We start from the raw sequence: 21,639 nt of genomic DNA on the forward strand, positions 1-21,639 counted from the left end.
GCTTAGGTGGTCCGCGAAAGCCGCGTCCAGCTCTCGTCCATCTGATTGCGAAACCAGGTCATCTGGCGCTTCGCATATTGGCGCGTCGCAGCCGAGCCCTTTTCGATCACCTCGGCGCGGGTCATCTGGCCTTCGAACATCGCGGCGATCTGAGAAACGCCGATCGCCTTCGTGACGGGCATGTCGGCCGTAAGCGCTAATGCCAGCAGCGCCCTCACCTCGTCCTCTGCACCCTGCTCCAGCATCTTCTCGAAACGGCCGTTGATGCGCTCATGCAGGACCGCACGATCCGGCAGCACGACGATTTTCTCTGCGGCATCAGGATCGACGATGACTGGTCCGGCCTTTCCCTGGAACTCCGCGATCGACCGTCCCGTCGCCTCGAAGACTTCGAGCGCCCGGACAATCCTCTGGCCATCGACCGGATTGAGGCTCTCGGCCATCGGCGGATCCCTGGATTGCAAGGCCGCGTAGAGTGCTGCTGGCCCCTCCTCGGTCAATTGCTGCCTGAGCCGCGCCCGGATCGCATCCGGAATTTCGGGCATGTCGGACAGACCCCCGGTCAGCGCCTTGAAATACAGCCCCGTGCCTCCGACGAAGACTGGCAATTGCCCCCTGCTCTGCAGCTCCGGAAGCAGCGCCGTGACGTCGCGCAGCCAGGCACCGGTCGAATATGCCGCGCCCGCCGGCACATGCCCGTAGAGATGATGCGGTACGCCCTCCATATCCTCGCCGGACGGACGGGCGGTCAGCACCCTAAGCGTGTCATAGACCTGCATGCTGTCGGCATTGATCACGACGCCGCCATGCTGCTTTGCCAGCTTCACGGCAAGCGCGGACTTGCCGCTGGCGGTCGGCCCGGTTATCAGGATCGCACTCTTTGTGCTCAGAAGGTTTTCCATATGGCTCTCGTTGCCACGCTTGTTGCCAATCCGTCAAACCCCGTTCTGTCACCGGCGCTTGCCGAGAAGGCGCATGACAGCGTCAGTGCCGCCGGTCTCTACTGGCTGGCAGACGGAATTGCCTGCGACATCGCCCTTCGCGACGGCTCGAATGCAGCAGAGGCGGAGGCCGCGATCCGCACCGTCATCGGCAATGAGCCTGTGGATGTCGTGGTGCAGGAGGCCGAGACGCGCCGCAAGAAGCTGCTGATCGCCGATATGGATTCGACGATGATCGGCCAGGAATGCATCGACGAGCTCGCCGCCGAAGTCGGCCTCAAGGACAAGGTGGCGTCCATCACCGCCCGCGCCATGAACGGCGAGATCGCCTTCGAACCGGCACTACGCGAACGCGTGGCGCTGCTGAAGGGCCTGCCGATCTCCGTCGTCGATGATGTCATCGCCAAGCGCATCACGCTGACACCGGGCGGCCCGGAACTGATCGCTACGATGAAGGCCAAGGGCTTCTACACCGCCCTGGTCTCCGGCGGCTTTACCGTCTTCACCAGCCGCATCGCCGCGACCCTCGGCTTCGACGAGAACCGCGCCAACCTGCTGCTCGAAGAGAGCGGCACCCTGTCAGGCTTCGTCGCCGAACCGATTCTCGGCAAGCAGGCCAAGGTCGATGCGCTGAACGACATCGCGCAAAAGCTCGGCATTTCGCCCGAAGAAGCGATGGCGGTCGGTGACGGCGCCAACGATCTCGGCATGATCCATCTCGCAGGCTCCGGCGTTGCGCTCCACGCCAAGCCGGCCGTCGCCGCCGAAGCGAAGATGCGCATCAACCACAGCGATCTCACCGCCCTGCTCTACATCCAGGGCTATCGCAAGACGGATTTCGTCACGCCATGACCGAGACCATCCTCACGACAGAGCGCCTGATCATCCGCAACTGGCGTGAGCAGGATCGCGACCTCTTCCACGAGATCAATTCCGATCCTGATGTCATGGAATTTTTTCCGAAGCGGCGCAACCGCGCGGAATCGGACGAATTTTTCGACTATGCTCAAAGAACGATCGCCGAAACTGGCCTCGGCTTTTACGCTCTGGAACTGACGGCCACAGGCGAAACGCTCGGTTTCTGCGGCATCGTGCGGACCTCGCATGAGCCAGCGATCCCTAACGGTACCGTCGAAATCGGCTGGCGGCTGGCAAAGCGCCATTGGGGTTTCGGCTATGTAAGCGAAGCCGCAACGGCGCTGCTCAAACACGGCTTCGAGGACCACGGCCTCACCGAGATCGTCGCCTTCACCGTCCCGCAAAACCGCCGCTCCCGCGCTGTCATGCAGCGCATCGGCATGACTCACCGCCCCGAGCGCGACTTCGATCACCCGAAGGTGCCGGACACGGCGCCGCAATTCGTGCGCCATGTCCTCTACGCCATCAGCGCGCCCGAGCGCGGCTGAGCCTACTCCATCGGCACAGCGATGAAGCGCAGGTCGCCGTTGGCGGCGGCGATCATCATCTGGGCGTTGCGGCGGCCTTCCTGCTTCAGGGACTGAACCTTGGCGGCCACCGCATCCGGTGACTTCATGAATTCCTGGGCGACCTCGACGATCACGTCGCCGGGCTTCAAGCCCTTTTCTGCAGCAGCCGATCCGGGCGTCACTTCGGTCACAACGACGCCATCGACGCTCTCGGCGATGTTGAAGGTCTTGCGGATATCGGGGTTGAGCTGCGACAGCGACAGGCCGAGCACGTTCTTCGGCAATGCCGCATCCGGCGCCACCTGACCCTGCTGGTCCGCCTGGCCCTGATTTCCCTTGGCATCCGGTGCCTTGTTCTCCGTGCCCTTGTTGTCGGGCGACGGTTGAGCCTGACCGCTATCCGGCTCGTCCATATCGTCGTTTTCGCCAGGATCGGGGTTGATCACACCGCCATCCGAAGAGCCGCCGCTATCGCCGCTCGCCGCGGCAGCCTGATCGCTATCCTCCAGACGCCCGAGCGTCACCTTGACGGTCTGCTCCTTGCCGTCGCGGAGCACGAGGACATCGACCTCCTTGCCGACGGGGCTTTCGGCAACGACACGCGGCAGATCGCGCATCTCGTTGACCGCCTTGCCGTCGAATTTCAGAATTACATCGCCGGCCTTGATCGAGCCGTTATCGACTGGTCCACCCTTGATAACGCCTGCGACAAGCGCGCCCTTGGCGGCATCGAGGCCGAGGCTGTCGGCGACGTCGTCGGTCACAGGCTGTATGCGAACGCCGAGCCAGCCGCGCCGCGTCTCGCCATATTCGCGCAGCTGCGCCACAACACCCGAAGCGAGCTCCGACGGCACCGAGAAGCCGATGCCGATCGAGCCGCCGCTCGGCGAAATGATCGCCGTGTTGATGCCGATGACTTCGCCCTTCATATTGAACAGCGGACCGCCGGAATTGCCCTTGTTGATCGCCGCATCCGTCTGGATGAAGTTGTCATAAGGGCCGGCATTGATGTTGCGGCCGCGGCCGGAAATGATACCGACCGTCACCGAGCCGCCGAAGCCGAACGGATTGCCGATCGCCATCACCCAGTCGCCGATGCGCATGCCGCTGGAATCGCCGAACTTGACGAATTTCAGCGGCGCCTTCGGCTCGACCTTCAAGACGGAAAGGTCGGTCTTGGTATCCGTACCGATGAGCTTGGCCTTCAGCTTCGTGCCGTTGGCGAAGTTGATTTCGATGTCGTCCGCGCCTTCGATGACGTGATTGTTGGTGACGATATAGCCGGCCGGATCGATGACGAAGCCGGAGCCGAGCGAGCTGACATTGTGGTTGCCGCCGCCCTTGCCGCCCTGCTGCTTGTTGAAGAAGTCGTTGAAGAATTCCTGAAACGGCGAGCCATCGGGCGCACGCGGCGCCGGGCCCGCCCCTTCGTCGTCCTTCACGTTCTGCGATGTCGAAATGTTCACGACGGCGTCGAGAAGGCCTTCAGCAAGATCGGCGACGGAAGCCGGGCCATTTACCGGCGGCGTTCCCTGGGCTGTAGCGGAGCCGGCAAGACCGATATTGGCAAGAAGGGCAGCGCCGGCCAGGAGAGCGAGCGATCGTCTGAAGGTCGGGCGTGTCGTGGGGGCCATCAAGCTTCCTCATGTCAGGTCAAAGCGGCAGTCTGACCACCAACATAGGGCGGAATGATGGAGCGTGAAATCACCTTTTCGCGAAATCCCGCGCAATCTCAACTTAGCGTCTCAGAAGCCAGACCAAGGCCACGCCAAGGCCAACAGCGGCCAGTCCGAAGGCACGAATCTGCTGCTCGGGGATCGATGGCAGAAGCTTCGACATGCGCACAAGAAAACGAGGGGCCAGTGCATAGACCAGCCCCTCGATGATGAGAAAGAATGCAAGTCCCGTCAGGAAATCCTGCATTCTTCTATTGTCAGTTTGCCGGTGCGGCAGGTGTTGCCGGAGCCGGAGCAGCCGGCGGTACGGACGGCACGCCGGTCGAGCTGTCGAAGTAACGGAAGAACTCCGAGTTCGGCGACAGAACCAGCGTCGTGTCCTGCGACGACAGCGCCGAGGAATAGGCCGACATCGAGCGGTAGAACTCGAAGAACGACGGATCCTTGCCGAAGGAGTCGGCGAAGATCCGGTTGCGTTCCGCATCGCCCTGACCGCGCAGGATTTCGGAATCACGCTGCGCTTCCGCGGTGATCTCGACAACCTGACGGTCGGCGACGGCACGGCGGCGCTGGCCTTCTTCGTTACCCGATGCGCGGATACGCTCGGCTTCCGCCAGACGCTCGGAGCGCATGGCGTTGTAGGTGTTCGGCGCAACCTCCGGCGAAAGATCGGTACGGCGGATGCGGACGTCGTCGATGTTGAGTCCGAGGTTTTCGGCATCGATCCGGAGATCGTCACGGATCTCCAGCATCATCGCAACGCGCTCTTCGGAAAGAGCGGCATTGTAGTCACGCAGACCGTAGACGCGGCGTAGCGACGAATCGAGCTGGGCGCGAAGGCGTGCTTCGGCAGCTTCGCGGTCACCCGAAACCGTTTCGCGGAAGCGGCGGACATCGGCGATGTTGTAGATGACGAAGGCGTCGACATCGAAGGTCTGGCCGTCCTGCACCTGTACGCGGATGTTATCGAGGTCGAGGCGAAGGGCCTGCTTCTCGACATACTGGACGCGGTCCGCATCCATGAAGGCGAACGGCAGCTTGAAATAGAGGCCCGGCTCGGTCTTGACCGACTGGATCTGACCGAAGCGGACGACGATCGCCTGCTCCCGTGCATTGACCACGAAGACCGACGAATAGACGATGAAGAGGATGACCGCGAGCGCGATCAGCACCGCGGGAAGTTTATTGGATGTCATGGCTCAACCTCCCTGCTGTGCCGGTTTGCCGATTTCGTTGAGCGGCAGGTAGGGTACGACCCCCTGCTTCTCGTCGATGATGACCTTCTTCGAATTCTTCAGCACCTGTTCCATGGTTTCCAGGAACAGACGCTTGCGCGTCACGTCAGGGGCCTTCGCATATTCGTCGTTGATCGAAGTAAAGCGCTGCGCTTCACCTTCGGCTTCCTTGACGACGCGGTCCTTGTAGGCGGCGGCATCTTCGCGGATCTGAGCCGCCTCGCCTCGCGCCTGACCGAGCCGCTGGTTGGTGTAGCGGTTTGCCTCTTCGATCGTGCTGTCGCGGTCGCGGCCTGCACGCTGCACTTCTTCGAAGGCATCGGAGACTTCACGCGGCGGAGCAACGTTCTGGATGGTCACGCCGGTGACGGTGATACCCGCCTTGTAGCGGTCCATCGTTCCCTGCACGATATTGAGAACATCGGTCTCGATCGGCTGACGGTTGCTGCGGAATGCGTCCTGCGCCGGACGGCGTCCGACGATTTCGCGCATCGCACTGTCGGAAACCTGCTGCAGCGTCTCTGCCGGGTTCTCGACGTTGAAGAGATAGGCCTTCGGATCGCTGACCGTGAAGAACACGGCGAACTGCACGTTAATGACACTGCGGTCACCCGAGAGCATCAGGCCGCTCGAGGATGCAGAGGACGTGGCACCGATATTCTGCTGCTGCACGGTGACCTTGACCGTTTCGACCGTTTCAAGCGGCCAGAAATGGAAGTGCAGGCCCGGCATCGAAACTTCCTGCTTCGGCTGGCCGAAACGCAGTTCCACGCCACGCTCGTCCGGCTGGACGATGTAGATGCACTGGAAAATCCAGAACGCCACAAGGATCGCAACAACGATCAGTGCCACGCCGCCGTTAAAGCCGCCAGGTACGATCTTGCCGAGCTGATCCTGCCCGCGGCGAATGATGTCTTCGAGATCGGGCGGACCGCCCTTGCCCCCACCGCCGCCTTTCGGACGGTTCGGGCCCTGCCCCCATGGTCCCTGATTATTGTTGTTACCGCCGCCGCCGCCCCATGGGCCGCCGCCGCCATTCTGATTGCTCCAGGGCATCAAAACCTCTTTGTTCGTTGAACTCCCGATCGCATAATGCCCGCGGGGGCGGCAGACGGTAAGCGATTGTGACCGTTATAGGTATCGCCGCCCCTGCTTTCAACGCGACATGCAGGACTTGGTGTTCTTTCTTGGAAAATAATTCGTTATCAGCCGTTACGGCGCTCATAGACGACGTAACGCGTCGGATAGTTGTCCTTTTCGCCGGCGGGCACGTCGAGTGTCTGGACCGGCTTCCACAATGACGCGTCGATCGCAGGAAAGGACGTGTCGCCCTCGACCTCGGTCTCGACATGCGTGATGCACAGGCGATCGGCAATCGCCATCGACTGCGCATAGATCTCGCCGCCCCCGGCGATGATGATCTCGCTGCCACCAGTGGTATGTGCAAGGTCCTCGGCGACCCGCACTGCCTCAGCAAGTGAGTGTGCCATGGTGACATCAGGGTGGTCGATCTGCGCGCGCCTGGAAATCACCACATGCGGACGACCCGGCAGCGGCTTGCCGCCAATAGACTCATAGGTCTTGCGGCCCATGACCAACGGCTTTCCCGAGGTCAGCGCCTTGAAGCGTTTCAGATCGGTTGACAGCCGCCATGGCATATCGCCGTCCCGGCCGATGATACCGTTTTCGGAGACCGCAACAACGATTGTCTTCACGATGCCAGACATAGCCGCCCCTCTGCACTGATTGCCGAGCGCGACACCTAACCGCTTCTCAAAAGGAAAGCTAGCCGACCGCCCGCCCGGCTATCGCCTGCTGCGGATGCGGATTGCCGAGCCAGATGACGGCGACGCGATCGCCCGTCTGCTTGGCGAGATACATGTAGTTGTCGGCCCGCTTGACGAAGGAAGCCGGCGTATCCGACGGCTCGAGCAGCGCGACGCCGACGGCCGCGCCGACTTCGGTAATGGCGCCGTCGATGGCGATCGGCTTGAAGATACGCTCCGCGGCGTCGTTGACCGTATGGCGCACATCATGAATGAGCACCGGATCGACCTCGATCAGCACCACGAACTCGTCGCCGCCGATTCGGGCGATGAAGTCGTTGGCCCTGAAACTGTCGCGGAAGCGGCTGGCAAGCGTGCGGATCACCTCGTCTCCGGCGCCATGTCCGAGCCGGTCGTTGACCGCCTTGAAACCGTTGAGATCGATGAAGGCGAGCGCCATCGCCTTGTCGGCGGCACGCGCTGCTGCGATCTGCTCGGCAAGCGTCTCGTCGAAACAGGCCCGGTTCGGTAATCCGGAGAGCGCATCGGTGCGCGCCGACGCCCGGAGCGCCAGTTCGATCTCGCGCTGATGGCGCACGCGGGCCGAGACGTCCATGATCACTTCGACATCGAAGGAGACGCCGTCGACGATCGTTCTCTGCGCGGAAATCAACGTCGGGATGATCGTTCCGTCGGCATGGCGGATATCGACTTCCTCGAGGACATAGGCGCCCTCTTCGGCCAGCATACGGTGGCGGCGGTCGCGCGCCGGATTGTCGATGGCAGCGCCATCGGAGGTCAGCTTCTTGCCGCTGATCTCTTCCCACTTCAGCCCGGTCAACTTCAGATAGGCATCATTGACCTTCGCGTAGCTCGACGTCCTCGTGTCGCTGGTGGTGATTGCCATGGCAATCGGCGCAAACTCGAACATGCGCATCAGCATCGACGAAAGAACGTCTGGAGGAAGGAGGTCAGTATCGTCCATAAAAGCCCCGGGAGCTTCACCTAAGCGGGCGAAAATAACCGAGATCTATTAAGATCTTACTGATGGAATGCCGCCGATTTTCAGACATTGCTGCAAAGTGACGTTTTCCGTCGCAGATGCGGCCTGCTCTTGCCTGAAGTTGCGAAGCCTCAAACGGCGATCGGCGCCTTGATGTTGGCATCGGCGTCATAGCCGACGAGTTCAAAGTCCTCGAACCTGAAGTCGAAGATATCCTTCACATCGCGCTTGATCAGCATCCGCGGCAGCGGCTTTGGATCCCGCGTCAGCTGCAGCTTCGCCTGCTCGAAATGGTTGTGATAAATGTGTGTGTCGCCGAGCGTGTGAACGAACTCGCCGTATTTCAGCCCGGTCACCTGCGCCACCATCATCGTCAGCAGCGCGTAGGAGGCGATGTTGAAGGGTTTTCCACGATTCATGATTTTACCCTTAAACGCTATTATCACGTTTTGTTACCTCTCCGAGTACAAGCTTATTTCGACTATGTCCAATCACTACACGGCGAAATAAGCTTGTACGTACTCGGCCTTTCCTCGACGAATGTCGCTTTTCCCCGGCCGTAGGTCCGGGGCTTATGGAGCGTTCTTCAACTTGGAGGCCATGTTGGGTGGCACTTCGGCAACGCCGCTTTTCCCGGCCGTAGGTCCGGGCCTTTACCCCCCGCCGCAGGGTTGACGCCGTCGCTCAATGTTTTCATCCTGCCAATCGTGTCGAAGCGCAAGATGCCTCGTTCGCGTGCAAGGGAGAGAATTGTTGACGACTGCCTTCCAAGATGTCGGAGACAAAGACGATCAGGTCCACCGGATAGATTCCGGAAGATGGCAGGACAGGACGTTCCCCCGCGATGGATGGCGCTTTTCAACCTTCAAGGACCTGGGCAGTGAAGATGCGATTTGCGAGATGTGCCAGCACGCGAGGGTTCGGTATGCTCACGTGCTGGTCCACCAGATTTTTCCTGACGGCATCCTCGTAGGGTTGAAGTGCGCTGAAGCTCTACAGAAAGATGACCATTACGGCCCCGAGAAACGCGAACGGGAATACCGAACCGACCTGCGGATAAGAAATGACTGGCCCAAAAGAGAGTGGAAAACCTCCCGAATTGGCAATCCATTCATCAATTCTCGAGGGTTCAATATCTCGATCTGGAGGAAAGGTTCAGGCTTCGGGGTAACGGTTCGGCTGGAAAACCGGTTTGACGACGAGTTTGTCAGGAACGACCCCAGAATGTACACCACCATTGAGGAAGCTAAACTCGGCGCATTGGAGCGTCTCTTAGAGGCGCGCGCAGAGCTTCGCAAACAAGGTTAGGCCACCCAACAGGCATCAACCCGTCTACGCTACCGGCATCACTCAGTCGCCGGCCCTAGAACGGCCCAACGGACACCGACACCATAGTAGCGTCCCGTCCGAACGTCGCCCGTACCCATGAATTCAATGCCGTTCTCATTGTAGTAGGCGCGCAAACGTTGATGCGCTTCGCCGGAGTATTCGGTTCCTGCTTCAAGCGCAGCCAAATCCTTGAAGGAAATGTCCGACTTGCTGGCAACCTCGGCTCTGCTCGCACCAAGGAGGCTCCTTGCCGCTACGAACGCCGTGCCGTTCGGCTCTGCATGATATTTTGACGCCTCGCTTTGAGAAGGCGGGAAAGTCTCGGGACGTCTCCAACATACACCTGCGGCGTTGATGGTCCCCGTATCGATATCAATTATGCCGACAAACTGCAGCCCCTGTTCCTCGTAGAAGCTGCGCATCTTCGAAACCGTAGGAAATGGGGCCGACGCGTCATTTTCGGCAGCAGAAATGCTCTGCCGGGTAACTTGAATGTTTTTCGATAGCTCCTGCTGCGACAACCGCGACAAGGCGCGGGCCGCCCGTAGTGCATCGGGAGGAGCGTAAGACTTCATGAATTCGAAGAACCGGTGGAAAATGGGAATGTCAAATGGCGTCTTTCATTTGACAATGACGCGCACATTTGGGATTAAATGTAAAAATATCTCCGACATTTGATTCCGAGGGTAGTTCACATGACCGAGTCAGTTCCAGAATGGTTGGGAAGGCCGCATCCTTCGTTGGTTCAGAAGCTGCGTTTGCTCGCCGACGATCTTGCGGATATCGAGAACTGCATCGGAGCGAATTCGCCAAGCGCGGCGTTCAACACCTGGACTTTAGGAAAGAGGGTCGTCCCATGCCTCGTCGGCCGTGCACTGGGGCACCCGGCGATCACTGATGGCAAAGCTGCATTTTCCAGTGAACTATTCTACTTCGACCCGGACCGCGGAATTGCCCGGACAATGAGCCGTTGGTACCGCCTTGGGACGCGCGTCGAACCCGAATACTGGGGCGAGCGCCTCAGAGCAAATTCGATCCTCTTGGAGGATACGCTGTGATGGAGGATTGGCTTCGTCCCGACGACGACAAATTACTTAGCGACCGCGTTGGAAAGCCGCTAGTTCCTTGGAAGGCGAATGAACCTGCTGTCGGCGCGCTCATGACGATCCCAGTGTTTATGGCGTTTTGCGGTCTGGCGGCAGCACTCCGGCCCTGGAACCGGATTGGCTCCAAGTTTATTGTGACCGTCTGTCTGCCAGATGAATTCTCACCGGAATCGTATGTCCGCGCCGCTCGTATCTTTCTCGACCGTGTGGCGAACAAGCTCGGTGCCCGGCTCATCGTGAACGTGTGGGGCAGAACTCAGTCGTACCGTGACCAGCAAGAAGCATTGGACAACGATCGATCTATTTTCATCAAGGAGCCGTTCAAGGACCTTGATGACGATGCCAAGCTGTTTGCGGATGCGGTCGTAGATGTTGCTCCTCGTTGCAGGCGTCATGCGGAAGCCGCTCTCCGCCGAAGCGGACTGCCGATAATCGAAGAACACGTCGAGCTTCTACTATCTGAACCGTGGTCTCGTCTCGACAAGGCTTTCCAAGACCGCCGCTCGCCGTTGGTCTCTTTTCAACGACTGAAGCAATTCCGCCGATCCGACATTCCGCCCACTGGCTCGGAAATTGAAGACGCCGGGCCAACGCTTGCCCAGCTGCATGGTCTCGGTGCGGCGGCCGATTGGGGTCTCGATCTTGCTGTTGATCTTGCCCATTACAAAGCTGGCAAGATCGAATGGGACGAAGTCGACCCTGGCGTTCTGCTGTCGGGCCCGCCTGGCACCGGCAAAACAATGTTTGCCAACGCGCTTGCTCGCACTTGTAACGTCCCTCTTATCTATGGCTCCCCCGCCGCTTGGCAGGAGGCGGGTTCATTGGACTCTCACCTCAAGGCGATGCGCCAATCGTTCAACGAGGCTAAGGCGGTCGCGCCCGCGGTCTTGTTTGTCGATGAAGTTGATACCCTGGGCAACAGAGGGACAAAGGATGGTAATCAGCTCTACGCAAGAGCTGTGATCACAGCATTTCTGGAGCTCCTAGATGGCTTCGACCGCCGATCCGGTGTGGTGGTGGTTGCCGCGTGCAACCATCCCCAACACCTTGATCCAGCTATCAGGCGCGCCGGACGGTTGGATCGCCATTTAGTAATCCCGCCTCTCGACGGCGCATCCAGACTGTCTATTCTGAAGCATTACGGCCAAGTCGATCTCGATCACGCTCATGCAGAAGTGTTCGATCTCGCAAGTTCCGGTCTGTCGGGAGCCGATATCAGACGGATCACGCGTGACGCGAAACGAACTGCTCGTCGTCGCGATGAATCGCTGACGTCAGCCCACATTCTTGAGCACTTGCCGCCAGTAGTCGCTCTCCCGGACGATTACATCCAAGCCATCGCAGTCCACGAGGCGGGTCACGCAGTTGTGGCGGCCACAATGGGTTTTCCCGTAGGCGACATCCGACTGTCCAGTCACAAGATCGAAGGTGAACAAGTTAGCACCTTGGGTGAAGTCTCATATAGACATTCTGCATTCACCCGAAGGACGCGCGCCTTCTACCTTGACCAGATGTGCGTCTGCCTTGGTGGCGTGGCCGCGGAAACCGAGGTGTTCGGGTGCTTCTCGGATTTCTCGGCAGGCTCGGACGCTTCCGACCTGAACATCGTCACCCACCTTGCGACGATCGTCGAAGGGGCCATGGGCATGGGAAAAACCTTGATTGTTGAAGACCCGTCTCCCGGTCGTCTCGAAAGGCTTCGCGACTACAATCCGGCGCTCAGGCAGGATACCGATGCAGCGATCTCCGGCTCGTTCGACAGGGCAAAATCGATTATTTCAGAGAACCGTGCGGCTTTGGACGAGATCGTCGGAAAGCTAGTGGAAAAACGATCGTTACCGGGTCGTAACGTCTCTGAAATCCTTGAATGGCACCGAAGACCGAAAGTCAGTCTCACTAAGCCGCCTCGCCAAATAGCCATTTGAACGATACCGCCGTTGATACCCCTTGGTCACTCGCCGCGGAGAGACCCAGTGACTGACGGCATCAATTCCGGAAACATCGGAAAGTGAAGCGAAACAATGAAATTATGGATTGCCTCCGACCTCCATCTCGAATTCGGCAAACCCTTTGAGCACACCTTTCTACCCGGCGATGCCGATGTGTTCGTCTGCGCGGGCGACGTAATGACAAAGGGTGTGCTGCCGACCATCCAATGGTTTGCTGAAACCATCGCACGCCACATACCCGTCGTCTTCGTTGCCGGAAATCATGAGTTTTACTCAGCTTCCCTCGAAGATGGCATTCACGACGGACGGGAGTTCGCCGCTAAATATCCGAATATCCATTTTCTGGAAAACCAATCGGTTGATATCGGCGACGTGCGTTTTATTGGCTGCACCTTATGGACCGACTTCCGGCTCGGAGGGCGCGATCCGATTTTTGCAATGGAAGACGTCGCGAAGGGAATGAATGATTACAAGCGGATCAAATACCAGAAGCGGCCATTCAAGAAGCTCAAACCGATCCACACGTTGCGCAAACATCAGGAGAGCAAGGCGTTCATCGCTGCCGAACTTGCAGCCTGCACCGATAAGACCTCGGTCGTGTTAACGCATCACGCACCAGCCATTCGTTCCGTTTCCAGCTGGTACCGGAACGACCCTGTGGTTTCGGCATATGCCTCCCACCTTGAGCAACTGATCCTGGACGCGCAGCCGAAAATCTGGGTTCACGGCCATGTTCACCATCACAACGAGTACCGGATCGGTGAGACTCTCGTCCTGTCGAACCCGCGGGGATATCCGGGAGAGAGAACGGGCTTCAACCCTGAGCTCGTCGTAGAGGTCTAGTTCAGCTCGGGCAGCGATGGCGTCGAAAATGCCTACGAATGGAGGGACAGCCATTCGATGTGAGACACCTCAGAGGGAAAGCGTTTCAAATGGTGAGCAAGGGTCCCAACGGGTCAAATGACGACACGGTCGAGAGCAACGCAAGTCTGTCATTCGGCTCCGCGTTCGACGACATAGGCGTTCAGCCAATTAAACGAAGGAGCGTTAGGCGAGCTGGAAATGCCGACAACATCGCCGACGCGCCTCACCCTCAACCGCGCACCGTCAACTACGACAGCCTCGCGGAAACCATTGTCGTCGAATTCGTGAACGACGCTGTGTTCAAGGTGCCCGCGCGGGTCGTGCGAGACTTCATTGACGTCACTGACAGTGAAATCGCCGATGTAGAGTTGCAAGGTGAAAAACACCTACACTTGCGAGGTCGCGGCATAAGCCTTGAAATTGCAGTGCTTATCAGCGGAAGCTTCGTCCACTCACGCTTCATGGGCTCCGCAGAAACCGCCATCGAGCCTGGCGGGGAGCGAGAGCCATCAGTGCCGCTGTGGGTTGCTCCGGTCATTGAATTCCTCTCTGACAACTTGCCGGGCAGCAGCAAGACCCGTTGGTATCATGATTTTCTGACGCCCTATCAAGTCGCTTGCGAGACGCTCGTAGCACTGGGCCATGCCGATGAAACGGTGGACGGAGCGATACCGCGCCTCAATCCATCGCTGCCGGCAATACTGCCGCGGCTGGACGACGTTGCAGTGGCGATCCTATATCTAGCCGGACAATCCGGGTTGATCGTGTTCCTACCACCGACCGAGGACGAGCATCCTCGTCCCCCGGAAGACACTTTTGAGGCTCTACATCATTCTGAAGGCGCAAAACGAGCCGCGCGAGCTCATCCAAAGGTCATGAACATTCTTCGATTGCTCGGGATGCTTCACAACTACAATTGGACCGAGGCTGCGGAGACAGTGCTATGGCGAGAGAATCCTACGGAATGGGGCATTGACTTCACGAATGAGCCCCGCTTCCTGCGCGCGGTTGACGATGCATGCGATCACATGCCGGATGGCATCCGATACGCCATAGACCAGTTCTCCCAGATCACGGAAGCTGACATTGAGGTCTATACGTCAGTGAACGCCACCCAGGATGACCAGACGAAGTCCGTGTTTCGCTTGCCGCCTCAAACGCGTGAACAGGCGATCGATACCATACTCTGGATCAGAAGGTTCGACTTCGATGAATTGTTCTACAAGTTCTGGCGCATCGACGTTGGCTGGTTACCTCCGGAAGAGGCACGACGGGCACTGGAAATTTTCAACGACCCTCTTGCCATGGCAGTCAGGAAGCTTGTTGCCGCCCGGCTCTACCCGCATTTACCGCATCTGGCAAATTGATGAATTCTGGGCACAATCTACCGTCGCCCCCACAAGGTCATCAAACAGAGCGCGTGCTTGGCGGGTTCGATCGAGATGGATGACGCCGGTCGCCTCAACTCACGAAAAACCAGAGCGTCGAGGTTCCCATCAGTATCGTCAATAGCTCAATTGAAATAGGGTCACGCGCGCCCACCGAAACGCGCGCCGGCACTTGCCGTCAACGCGAGCTTGCTTGATCATCATGTAATGCGGCAATTCACAAAAATGGCAGAACACGGATGACCGAGACCAACCATATGGAAAATAGATCAATTTCCGTGAAACAACGGAAGCTGGCTGCCAGCAGGCTGATGAAAATTTTGGATAGCTCCGGCGGTACCTTCACGAGGAGCGCCGAGGAGCTTTGCGAAGAGGCCGTCAACTTGATCATTGAGGGCGGCCTGCTGGACCTGCCACGGACATAGCCCGTCCTAAACTGTAAGCATATCTTCGCTATCGTCGTGTGGCGGCCTCGCCGAGCTCCAAGTCTCTTGAGCTTTAGTGTTCATTTGCTAAAATACCCCAATTCTGCCGCCCTCGCCGCCAACGGCCTGAGGTTTGGCGGTATCGTTCGATAAGGCTGCTTGGCCGCCATTGAAAAATTCGGACATTCGCACTGTGGAGACATGCTACACACCGATCGGTGAACCCCTCCGGTGATATGCCCTGGTCGCTAGCATTTTTGCGATTGCTTGTTCAGCTGGAAGAGGTGGATCGCCTTGCCGTGCCTCCCCCTCAACGATCCCATCAAATACACTGAGATGACCGGTGGCATCACACGCTCCGACAACGAAGTCCGCACACTCGCCGGCTTTCACCCTTATCAGTTCCAACATCCATCTTGCCCGACCGATGCCCGGAACCGGAAGCGGTTCACTTGGAAGCACGCTCACACGCCACCGTGTCGTTGCAGCCGTTGGCTGACCGTAGTCCGTCGCTTCCGTCTGGCGACGCCATCGTCGGACTACCAACCCCATGGTTCCGGTCCTTTCCGCGGCAAGCTGGAGACGGCGCGACGCCGTCATCGGCAAGCGAACCAATTCACCTATCACCGCACCGAGGCCACCGTAGGCAAGGGCTTCTTCCATCGAGGCCAAGACGTCTTCTTCCTTATCGCCTTCCACAAAAATGACGCGGTTCGGGTGAAGACCTACCTGGGCCAAGGCCGGGAAGAAGAGATCAGGTCGCGTGAGGCACCAGACGACCTGGCCCTTTGTCTGGGCGGCAATGCCTGCAACCATCAGCGCCGCGGCCGCGCCGTCGACGGTGCCCGCTCCTCCACCCGCAAACTCGTGCAGAGCGCCATAGGCCAATCCACCAGCCGGCAGGCGGTCGTCGATCTCCGGAATGCCTAACGGCAGGACATGCTTCTTGCGTGGGGAGGTGCCTTCGAGATGCTGGATGCGCTCCCGCAGCTCCGAGATCACAAGATTGGAGGCACCCTGCGCCATCGCGACCTCTGTCTATAACCGGGTTTCCATTTCGCCTCAAAGCGAGTATGTTCCCTTTTTGTTCCTGATCGATATGTGAGTCAATCGTGATGTTCGGGTCGAAATCGGCCATCCAATGACAGTCCTCAGCGGCTCTTCGAGCGATCAGGAAACGAATTCAAAGAGCTAACGAGCGTCCATCCACTGATGAGCACAATCGAAAAAATAAGAAAAAATTCCTCCGACGAGGACATTATTCTCCGACAGGTGCGCGGTCGCGTTCTGCGCGTCGACTGCCGGGCCTGCGACCGCAGTGACGACCTCGATCGGAAAGCTGTCGTGAAACGCCATGGCGCATCCATCTCGATGCAAGAGCTGCGTCGTCGGATCGGCCTCGGATGCGACCGCATGAATGCCGCCGACGGCATCGACAGATGCCAACTCACCATTTCTGCGAAACCCCAGAAGGAGGATTGAGCATGATCGACAACATCGTTTCATTCGAACACCGTCGTCTCGCCAGGTTGGATGGCACGCTATTCAGCCGCAGTGATGAAGAAGTCATGATCGCGAGCACCATCGCAAGCCTGGAGGCGCGGATCAGGGAGCGCGATACGGTCCGCGACTACATCGAACGGATGGAAACAGGAGAGATCATGCTGCATCCCGACGACGGCTGCGCCCCCTCGCCTTTGCCGCTTGCCCAACTTCTCGATCTTCTGTCCGGGTACGACCACATGCTGTCCGCCGAGATCGGCAGGCTTGAAGTCGAGAAGGAAAGCCTTCACGGTCCCTATCAGGATTGAGGAGGCTCCCGCATGTGCAATGCCTACAACGTCACCACCAATCAGCAGGCGATCCGGTCGTTCGTGTCTATCACCCACGACCATATCGGCAACATGGAGGACTCCATCGACGTCTATCCGGACCGCTTCGCGCCGATCGTCCGCAACAACGAAGACCGCCGTGAACTGACGATGGTCCGCTGGGGCATGCCCTCGTCCAACAAGGCACTGCTCGACGCCGCCAGCAAGCGGGCCGACAAGCTTCGCGCCAAAGGCAAGGACTTCGATTTCAACGAACTCCTCAAGATGGAGCCGGATGGCGGCACCACCAACATCCGCAACACATCCAGCACACACTGGAAACGGTGGCTTGGCGTGCAGAACCGTTGTGTGGTCCCCTTCACCCGCTTCGCCGAACCCGATCCGGCTAGCAAGGTTGAAGGCGGTCGCACCCCGAACGCCTGGTTCGCAGGCACCGGCGATGACCCGCTCATGTTCTTTGCCGGACTGTGGGTGAAGGATTGGACCAGCGTGCGCAAGGTCAAGGATGGTCTCGTTACCATTGACCTGTTTGCCTTCCTGACGACCGAGCCGAATGGCGTTGTCGCCCCGATTCATCAGAAAGCGATGCCCGTGATCCTCACGACGCAAGACAAGGTCGAGACCTGGCTCACCGCACCCTGGGAGGAAGCCAAGGCACTGCAGCGCCCGCTGCCGGACGACATGCTGAAAATCGAACCGGTGATGGACACTGTCATCTGAATTGGACCATTGCCGTGTCGCACGCGAACATAACCGAGAAAGAGTTTTTCCAGTTTATCCAAAGCCATGAAGGCAGGTGGGAGCTTGCCGATGGCCGGCCGGTCGAAGTGGCCAGCACAACCCAGCGTCATCGGGACATCACCTCGAACACACTCTCCTTGCTTCACACACTGTTGCGCCGCTCCTCATGCCGTCCAACAGCGATCCAGACTGGGGTGTCGACTAGGCAAGGGACGGTCCGATACCCAGATATCGTGGTTGACTGTGGGGCGCTCGATGACGACGCCTTAGTGGCGACCGAGCCAACTATAATCATTGAGCTCGTCCCACGTGCGGACCTCGAAAAACGGATGTTAGAATATGCGTCGACACCCGGAGCCACATGCGTTCTTCTCATTGACAGCGGATGCAAGCGGGTCGTGCTCTGCGATCGCGACAGCGAGGGCTGGGTCGAGAAGGCGTATCACAATGTCGACGACGTCATCAAACTGCCCATCGTCGACGTTGAACTTGCGCTGAGGGACGTTTATTTCGGAATCCAGTTTTGAGAAGCTGGTTCCGTGATGTCGAACATCCACCGAGCAATGGACGCGAAAACCGCTCTGAAACCTTTATGAGAGTATTTTGCCTCATCAAACTGAGGATCACCTATGGCTGACACATCGATCGAATGGACTGATGCTACCTGGAACCCGGTAGCTGGGTGCTCGATCATGAGCGCGGGCTGCACCAACTGTTATGCAATGCGCATGGCGGCCCGGCTCGACGCCATGGGGCTGGACAAGTACCGCGGACTGACGAGAAAAAGTGGCGGCCGCGCGAAGTGGACGGGAGAAATTCGCGTCGACGAAGCAGCATTAGCCATTCCCGGAACGTGGTCGAAACCCCGGAATGTCTTCGTGAACTCGATGTCCGATCTGTTCCATCCCGACGTCCCTGTCGACTTCATAAGGCGCGTCTGGGACACCATGGCCGGGACCGATCACCACACGTATCAAATCCTCACGAAACGTCCGGATCGAATGCGTGAGGTACTAAAGCGCGGCTTTCGAACATTGCCCAACGTGTGGCTCGGAACAAGTGTCGAAGACAGTCGGGTCATCGACCGCCTGGATGACCTACGAATGATCCCCGCAGCAGTCAGGTTTGTGTCTTTTGAACCGTTGATCGGTTCTGTCTCGGGCGGGTCGCTGGAGGGAATTCACTGGGCGATCGTCGGCGGCGAGTCCGGGCCGAATGCCCGACCATTGTCGCCAGCTTGGGTAGACGAAATCTTCGACATGTGCGCGGAGACTGACACGGCCTTCTTTTTCAAGCAGTGGGGCGGCAAGAACAAGAAGGCCACAGGAAGAACATACCGCCATCAGACATGGGATGAGATGCCGCGTTTGAGTATGTGACCAGCAATTTCGGTCGCCAAACGAACCGCAGCCTTGTTTGGGTTCGAGATCGCGAAGAACAAGGAGGCCATGGGCGCACCTCCTGGATGATAGAGCCTCATTGGCTTGAGAACCCCGCCCTTGAATACACTTCGCAGTCGGTTCCCTACCCAATCCTCGATGCGGTTCACGTCGACCGATCGTCGCTCCTCAACGATGGTACCGCTAAACATATCGAACTGATGAGTAGTTGTCTCGTACCATTCGTCGCGCCAACTCGTTGTCCCGAAAACCCTGTTCAGAATGGCGACTTTGCTCGCGTCCAGCCGATCGGGGTCTTTTGGAGCGTTGCGGTACAATCCGGACAGGGGGAAGAAATACCAGCAATCAAGCGCTTCGGTTCCGGCGATTGCGACGACGGTCTCCCATGTCACTTCCATTCCATAAGGATCGAGAAAAACCACGCCGCGTTTTCGTTCGCGTTGCCAGTCGTACCGCTTGCAGACCCTTTGAACGGCTGCATTGGCATCGTCCTCGCGTACCATCGCCCTGACATTGGGGTACTCCAAGAGCACCTTTCTCAGAGCAGCGGCACGTTCGGCGTCCTTCTCGACCAACATAACATGGTGAAACGAAGGGTCCGTTTCCAAAGCGATCCTGGCACTGCCCTGTGTCGTCACCTCGACGGTTGTCTCGTCGCCCTGCCCCATGAAAGGTAGGACAGCCCTGGTTTCTGTCCGACTACCGGTTCCCGCAAATGCATCGATATACATCCGCGCGAAGCCCTTGTTCTTCAACGCGATAGAGTATGCGTTGAGATACTGCCGGAGACAGTTCAACTTTCTCTCGGTTTCAGAGCTTCCAAAGTAATGCCGCTCGTCCAAGCTTCCCCGCCCACAAAATCGCGCATACCAATAGAAAGCAGTTTCTTTACCAGCGGGAGACAGTCAAGAGGATCGCGAAGCCAATGCCCGGCTACGTGGAAGAAACGAGCGATGCTAACAAAAATAATTCAAGACTTCACAAAACGATGGCACGGCGTCTTGAGGAACGATGACAACCACCGACGCGTTACTGAGTCGGTCGGGTGTAAGCGATATTGGAGCGGTGCTTTCCTCAACCCTCGACAATCCGAGGTCTCGCCAAGCCTCTGAGCTGTGACGCAGGATTAGAATCCCTTCATCGAACGCCAATCCCTCCCCACATTGCCTCGCGATAGACCACCGACGGGCTGTCGCTTATGTAGTTGTCTTACGCGCCGTCCGATGATGCGCTGTCCCATGTCTTGACAGAGCCGTGTCAAATGCCGGCGATATGGACGTCGGAGGCCCCTTCTTCGGTTGCAGTTCGCAGACCGGAACAGATTTTCCGTGCCCTCACTTTCTCGGGCCAGCTCTGAGCGCAAATCACCATCGTCCGATCGAATTGCAGGTCCGACCATAAATCCGGTCTTGGACAACGAGCTGAAGATTTGGACTGGACTGACTCCACCTTCCCGAATTCCGCAAAACTGTTTCCCTTTCCGGCATCTTTTTCCCACAAACTACCACTGCCATAAATATTGCGCGGAAAACGGAGGAGGAAAACCGTGATTAAATCCCTTAAAATGACTCTTGCGACCACCATTTGCCTGTCGGCTCTCGCCGCCAGCAATCCGTCCTATGCAGAGGAAATGAAGCTCGGCCTCTCGATGCCGACGCTTAACACGCCATTCTTTACGGTTCTGGTGAATGCCGCAACGGAACAGGCGAAGTCGGGCGGCGGCTCGGTCGTACAGACGACGAATGCCAATCGTGACGCCAGCCAGCAGGTCACCGACTTCCGCAACCTCATCAACGCCGGAGCGAACACCATCCTCGCAGGCGTCGTAGACCGCGCGGCAATCAAGCCGGCCCTCGACTATGCAAAGAGCAAGAATGTTCCTGTCGTCATCGTCGACGACAAGCCCGCAGCCGGCGACGTATACGCCGTAGTGCGCGCAGACAATCTGGCCATGGGTGCGCGCGCCGCTGAAGCGCTTGCTGCTGCAATGCCTGAGAAGAACGCCACCGTTCTTCACATTACGGGTGGATTGACCACGACCAACGGCCGTGACCGGAAGAACGGCTTCGATGAAGCATTCAAGAAGGCATCGACCGGCAAGGTTATCGAGCAGACCGCCAACTGGGAAGGCCCTCAGGCCGCAAACGTGGCCTCGACGGTCATGAGCGGTAACTCCGACATCGCAGGTATCTACCTGGCTACTGACACCCTATACTACGACCCGGTCTCGGCTGCACTCAAGTCGCGCGGCCGTCTCGTACCAGTTGGCGAGAAAGGTCACATTGCCATCGTCGCGATTGACGGCGGTTCGAGCGCACTCAAGGCCATTCGCGACGGCTTCCTGGATGCAACCGTTTCGCAGCCGGTCACTGATTATGCGAAGTACGGCGTAACCTACCTTCAGGCCGCCCTCGACGGCAAGGAAATGAAGGAAGGCGCAACGGATCACGGCAGCACTGTCGTTAAGGACGGCAAGTACTTCGTCGACAATCTGCAGTCCCCGGTCGTGACGAAAACGAACGTGGACGACACGAGCCTCTGGGGCAACGCGAAGTAA

General features: G+C 58.5%; 24 protein-coding genes and 1 pseudogene. 13 read left to right on the plus strand and 12 right to left on the minus strand.

The features are described 5' to 3' along the window. Positions 1–2: 2 nt before the first annotated feature. Positions 3–902, minus strand: coding sequence for a tRNA (adenosine(37)-N6)-dimethylallyltransferase MiaA (miaA, locus tag AC1DIJ_RS05305; RefSeq protein ID WP_112387036.1), 900 nt, complete (start codon positions 900–902; stop codon positions 3–5). Between miaA and serB the strand changes: the two genes are divergently transcribed. Together serB and AC1DIJ_RS05315 are read left to right on the plus strand one after the other, a co-directional pair. Next, positions 903–1,793 carry a phosphoserine phosphatase SerB gene (gene serB, locus AC1DIJ_RS05310; RefSeq protein ID WP_112387035.1) on the plus strand — a complete coding sequence of 297 codons (891 nt, stop codon included), beginning with the start codon at positions 903–905 and terminating at the stop codon, positions 1,791–1,793. After that, a complete protein-coding gene (locus AC1DIJ_RS05315) occupies positions 1,790–2,347 on the plus strand; it encodes a GNAT family N-acetyltransferase (RefSeq protein ID WP_112387034.1) in 558 nt (185 codons plus the stop codon). The genes serB and AC1DIJ_RS05315 overlap by 4 nt, the downstream gene beginning before the upstream one ends. Positions 2,348–2,349: 2 nt before the next feature. On the opposite strand, the gene AC1DIJ_RS05320 is transcribed toward AC1DIJ_RS05315, so the two are convergent. The 7 genes and pseudogenes from AC1DIJ_RS05320 to thyA form a co-directional block, all read right to left on the minus strand. After that, the gene (locus tag AC1DIJ_RS05320; RefSeq protein ID WP_112387033.1) at positions 2,350–4,002 is read right to left on the minus strand and encodes a DegQ family serine endoprotease; all 1,653 of its coding nucleotides are present in this window, start codon (positions 4,000–4,002) and stop codon (positions 2,350–2,352) included. Between the two features lie 103 nt (positions 4,003–4,105). Further along, positions 4,106–4,291, minus strand: a complete 186-nt coding sequence (locus tag AC1DIJ_RS05325; RefSeq protein WP_112387032.1) for a DUF2065 domain-containing protein — start codon at positions 4,289–4,291, stop codon at positions 4,106–4,108. A 10-nt stretch (positions 4,292–4,301) separates the two neighbouring features. Then, positions 4,302–5,240, minus strand: a complete 939-nt coding sequence (gene hflC, locus AC1DIJ_RS05330) for a protease modulator HflC (RefSeq protein ID WP_112387031.1) — start codon at positions 5,238–5,240, stop codon at positions 4,302–4,304. A 3-nt stretch (positions 5,241–5,243) separates the two neighbouring features. Beyond that, positions 5,244–6,335: an FtsH protease activity modulator HflK gene (hflK, locus tag AC1DIJ_RS05335; RefSeq protein WP_112387030.1), complete on the minus strand. Its 1,092-nt coding sequence runs from the start codon at positions 6,333–6,335 to the stop codon at positions 5,244–5,246. 149 nt (positions 6,336–6,484) lie between these two features. Then, on the minus strand, positions 6,485–7,006 hold the full coding sequence (locus AC1DIJ_RS05340; protein ID WP_112387029.1) for a dihydrofolate reductase: 522 nt from the start codon (positions 7,004–7,006) through the stop codon (positions 6,485–6,487). Between the two features lie 58 nt (positions 7,007–7,064). Further along, positions 7,065–8,030 carry a GGDEF domain-containing protein gene (locus tag AC1DIJ_RS05345; protein ID WP_477831257.1) on the minus strand — a complete coding sequence of 322 codons (966 nt, stop codon included), beginning with the start codon at positions 8,028–8,030 and terminating at the stop codon, positions 7,065–7,067. A gap of 149 nt (positions 8,031–8,179) precedes the next feature. Beyond that, positions 8,180–8,458, minus strand: a pseudogene (gene thyA, locus AC1DIJ_RS05350) (thymidylate synthase); the annotation flags it as partial. 343 nt (positions 8,459–8,801) lie between these two features. Here thyA and AC1DIJ_RS05355 point away from each other — a divergent pair. Then, positions 8,802–9,356, plus strand: a complete 555-nt coding sequence (locus tag AC1DIJ_RS05355; protein WP_477831258.1) for a hypothetical protein — start codon at positions 8,802–8,804, stop codon at positions 9,354–9,356. A 38-nt stretch (positions 9,357–9,394) separates the two neighbouring features. Here AC1DIJ_RS05355 and AC1DIJ_RS05360 read toward each other — a convergent pair whose 3' ends face one another. Further along, complete coding sequence (locus AC1DIJ_RS05360; protein ID WP_477831259.1) at positions 9,395–9,952, minus strand: helix-turn-helix transcriptional regulator; 558 nt, start codon at positions 9,950–9,952, stop codon at positions 9,395–9,397. A gap of 120 nt (positions 9,953–10,072) precedes the next feature. Between AC1DIJ_RS05360 and AC1DIJ_RS05365 the strand changes: the two genes are divergently transcribed. The 5 genes from AC1DIJ_RS05365 (at position 10,073) to AC1DIJ_RS05385 (ending at position 15,109) form a co-directional block, all read left to right on the plus strand. Continuing rightward, the gene (locus tag AC1DIJ_RS05365) at positions 10,073–10,435 is read left to right on the plus strand and encodes a hypothetical protein (RefSeq protein WP_113236506.1); all 363 of its coding nucleotides are present in this window, start codon (positions 10,073–10,075) and stop codon (positions 10,433–10,435) included. Next, a complete protein-coding gene (locus tag AC1DIJ_RS05370) occupies positions 10,435–12,408 on the plus strand; it encodes an AAA family ATPase (RefSeq protein ID WP_477831260.1) in 1,974 nt (657 codons plus the stop codon). The genes AC1DIJ_RS05365 and AC1DIJ_RS05370 overlap by 1 nt, the downstream gene beginning before the upstream one ends. Before the next feature lie 96 nt (positions 12,409–12,504). Beyond that, a complete protein-coding gene (locus tag AC1DIJ_RS05375) occupies positions 12,505–13,275 on the plus strand; it encodes a metallophosphoesterase (protein WP_477831261.1) in 771 nt (256 codons plus the stop codon). Between the two features lie 89 nt (positions 13,276–13,364). Next, positions 13,365–14,663: a hypothetical protein gene (locus AC1DIJ_RS05380; protein ID WP_477831262.1), complete on the plus strand. Its 1,299-nt coding sequence runs from the start codon at positions 13,365–13,367 to the stop codon at positions 14,661–14,663. A 260-nt stretch (positions 14,664–14,923) separates the two neighbouring features. After that, positions 14,924–15,109, plus strand: coding sequence for a hypothetical protein (locus AC1DIJ_RS05385; RefSeq protein ID WP_477831263.1), 186 nt, complete (start codon positions 14,924–14,926; stop codon positions 15,107–15,109). Between the two features lie 204 nt (positions 15,110–15,313). On the opposite strand, the gene AC1DIJ_RS05390 is transcribed toward AC1DIJ_RS05385, so the two are convergent. Together AC1DIJ_RS05390 and AC1DIJ_RS05395 are read right to left on the minus strand one after the other, a co-directional pair. Next, the gene (locus AC1DIJ_RS05390) at positions 15,314–16,135 is read right to left on the minus strand and encodes an ImuA family protein (RefSeq protein WP_477831264.1); all 822 of its coding nucleotides are present in this window, start codon (positions 16,133–16,135) and stop codon (positions 15,314–15,316) included. A 165-nt stretch (positions 16,136–16,300) separates the two neighbouring features. Continuing rightward, positions 16,301–16,555 carry a hypothetical protein gene (locus tag AC1DIJ_RS05395; RefSeq protein ID WP_477831265.1) on the minus strand — a complete coding sequence of 85 codons (255 nt, stop codon included), beginning with the start codon at positions 16,553–16,555 and terminating at the stop codon, positions 16,301–16,303. A 38-nt stretch (positions 16,556–16,593) separates the two neighbouring features. Between AC1DIJ_RS05395 and AC1DIJ_RS05400 the strand changes: the two genes are divergently transcribed. The 4 genes from AC1DIJ_RS05400 (at position 16,594) to AC1DIJ_RS05415 (ending at position 19,061) form a co-directional block, all read left to right on the plus strand. Continuing rightward, entirely contained in the window at positions 16,594–16,920 is a 327-nt protein-coding gene (locus AC1DIJ_RS05400) for a hypothetical protein (RefSeq protein WP_477831266.1), read from the plus strand. Positions 16,921–16,932: 12 nt separating this feature from the next. Continuing rightward, a complete protein-coding gene (locus AC1DIJ_RS05405) occupies positions 16,933–17,661 on the plus strand; it encodes an SOS response-associated peptidase (RefSeq protein WP_477831267.1) in 729 nt (242 codons plus the stop codon). 14 nt (positions 17,662–17,675) lie between these two features. Further along, the gene (locus AC1DIJ_RS05410; protein WP_477831268.1) at positions 17,676–18,209 is read left to right on the plus strand and encodes a Uma2 family endonuclease; all 534 of its coding nucleotides are present in this window, start codon (positions 17,676–17,678) and stop codon (positions 18,207–18,209) included. A gap of 102 nt (positions 18,210–18,311) precedes the next feature. Continuing rightward, positions 18,312–19,061, plus strand: a complete 750-nt coding sequence (locus AC1DIJ_RS05415; protein ID WP_477831269.1) for a DUF5131 family protein — start codon at positions 18,312–18,314, stop codon at positions 19,059–19,061. Here AC1DIJ_RS05415 and AC1DIJ_RS05420 read toward each other — a convergent pair. After that, positions 19,025–19,924, minus strand: a complete 900-nt coding sequence (locus AC1DIJ_RS05420) for a three-Cys-motif partner protein TcmP (RefSeq protein WP_477831270.1) — start codon at positions 19,922–19,924, stop codon at positions 19,025–19,027. The genes AC1DIJ_RS05415 and AC1DIJ_RS05420 overlap by 37 nt on opposite strands. Before the next feature lie 704 nt (positions 19,925–20,628). On the opposite strand from AC1DIJ_RS05420, the gene AC1DIJ_RS05425 reads away from it, so the two are divergent. Further along, the gene (locus tag AC1DIJ_RS05425; protein ID WP_477831271.1) at positions 20,629–21,639 is read left to right on the plus strand and encodes a sugar ABC transporter substrate-binding protein; all 1,011 of its coding nucleotides are present in this window, start codon (positions 20,629–20,631) and stop codon (positions 21,637–21,639) included.

The organism is Rhizobium sp. 10N427 (assembly GCF_056394605.1).

What these genes read in the sequence shown, in the direction of transcription:
- miaA (WP_112387036.1), bottom strand. Translation starts at nt 902, where the DNA reads ATGGAAAACCTTCTGAGCACAAAGAGTGCGATCCTGATAACCGGGCCG.
- serB (WP_112387035.1), top strand. Translation starts at nt 903, where the DNA reads ATGGCTCTCGTTGCCACGCTTGTTGCCAATCCGTCAAACCCCGTTCTG.
- AC1DIJ_RS05315 (WP_112387034.1), top strand. Translation starts at nt 1,790, where the DNA reads ATGACCGAGACCATCCTCACGACAGAGCGCCTGATCATCCGCAACTGG.
- AC1DIJ_RS05320 (WP_112387033.1), bottom strand. Translation starts at nt 4,002, where the DNA reads ATGGCCCCCACGACACGCCCGACCTTCAGACGATCGCTCGCTCTCCTG.
- AC1DIJ_RS05325 (WP_112387032.1), bottom strand. Translation starts at nt 4,291, where the DNA reads ATGCAGGATTTCCTGACGGGACTTGCATTCTTTCTCATCATCGAGGGG.
- hflC (WP_112387031.1), bottom strand. Translation starts at nt 5,240, where the DNA reads ATGACATCCAATAAACTTCCCGCGGTGCTGATCGCGCTCGCGGTCATC.
- hflK (WP_112387030.1), bottom strand. Translation starts at nt 6,335, where the DNA reads ATGCCCTGGAGCAATCAGAATGGCGGCGGCGGCCCATGGGGCGGCGGC.
- AC1DIJ_RS05340 (WP_112387029.1), bottom strand. Translation starts at nt 7,006, where the DNA reads ATGTCTGGCATCGTGAAGACAATCGTTGTTGCGGTCTCCGAAAACGGT.
- AC1DIJ_RS05345 (WP_477831257.1), bottom strand. Translation starts at nt 8,030, where the DNA reads ATGGACGATACTGACCTCCTTCCTCCAGACGTTCTTTCGTCGATGCTG.
- AC1DIJ_RS05360 (WP_477831259.1), bottom strand. Translation starts at nt 9,952, where the DNA reads ATGAAGTCTTACGCTCCTCCCGATGCACTACGGGCGGCCCGCGCCTTG.
- AC1DIJ_RS05365 (WP_113236506.1), top strand. Translation starts at nt 10,073, where the DNA reads ATGACCGAGTCAGTTCCAGAATGGTTGGGAAGGCCGCATCCTTCGTTG.
- AC1DIJ_RS05370 (WP_477831260.1), top strand. Translation starts at nt 10,435, where the DNA reads ATGGAGGATTGGCTTCGTCCCGACGACGACAAATTACTTAGCGACCGC.
- AC1DIJ_RS05375 (WP_477831261.1), top strand. Translation starts at nt 12,505, where the DNA reads ATGAAATTATGGATTGCCTCCGACCTCCATCTCGAATTCGGCAAACCC.
- AC1DIJ_RS05380 (WP_477831262.1), top strand. Translation starts at nt 13,365, where the DNA reads ATGGTGAGCAAGGGTCCCAACGGGTCAAATGACGACACGGTCGAGAGC.
- AC1DIJ_RS05385 (WP_477831263.1), top strand. Translation starts at nt 14,924, where the DNA reads ATGACCGAGACCAACCATATGGAAAATAGATCAATTTCCGTGAAACAA.
- AC1DIJ_RS05390 (WP_477831264.1), bottom strand. Translation starts at nt 16,135, where the DNA reads ATGGCGCAGGGTGCCTCCAATCTTGTGATCTCGGAGCTGCGGGAGCGC.
- AC1DIJ_RS05400 (WP_477831266.1), top strand. Translation starts at nt 16,594, where the DNA reads ATGATCGACAACATCGTTTCATTCGAACACCGTCGTCTCGCCAGGTTG.
- AC1DIJ_RS05405 (WP_477831267.1), top strand. Translation starts at nt 16,933, where the DNA reads ATGTGCAATGCCTACAACGTCACCACCAATCAGCAGGCGATCCGGTCG.
- AC1DIJ_RS05415 (WP_477831269.1), top strand. Translation starts at nt 18,312, where the DNA reads ATGGCTGACACATCGATCGAATGGACTGATGCTACCTGGAACCCGGTA.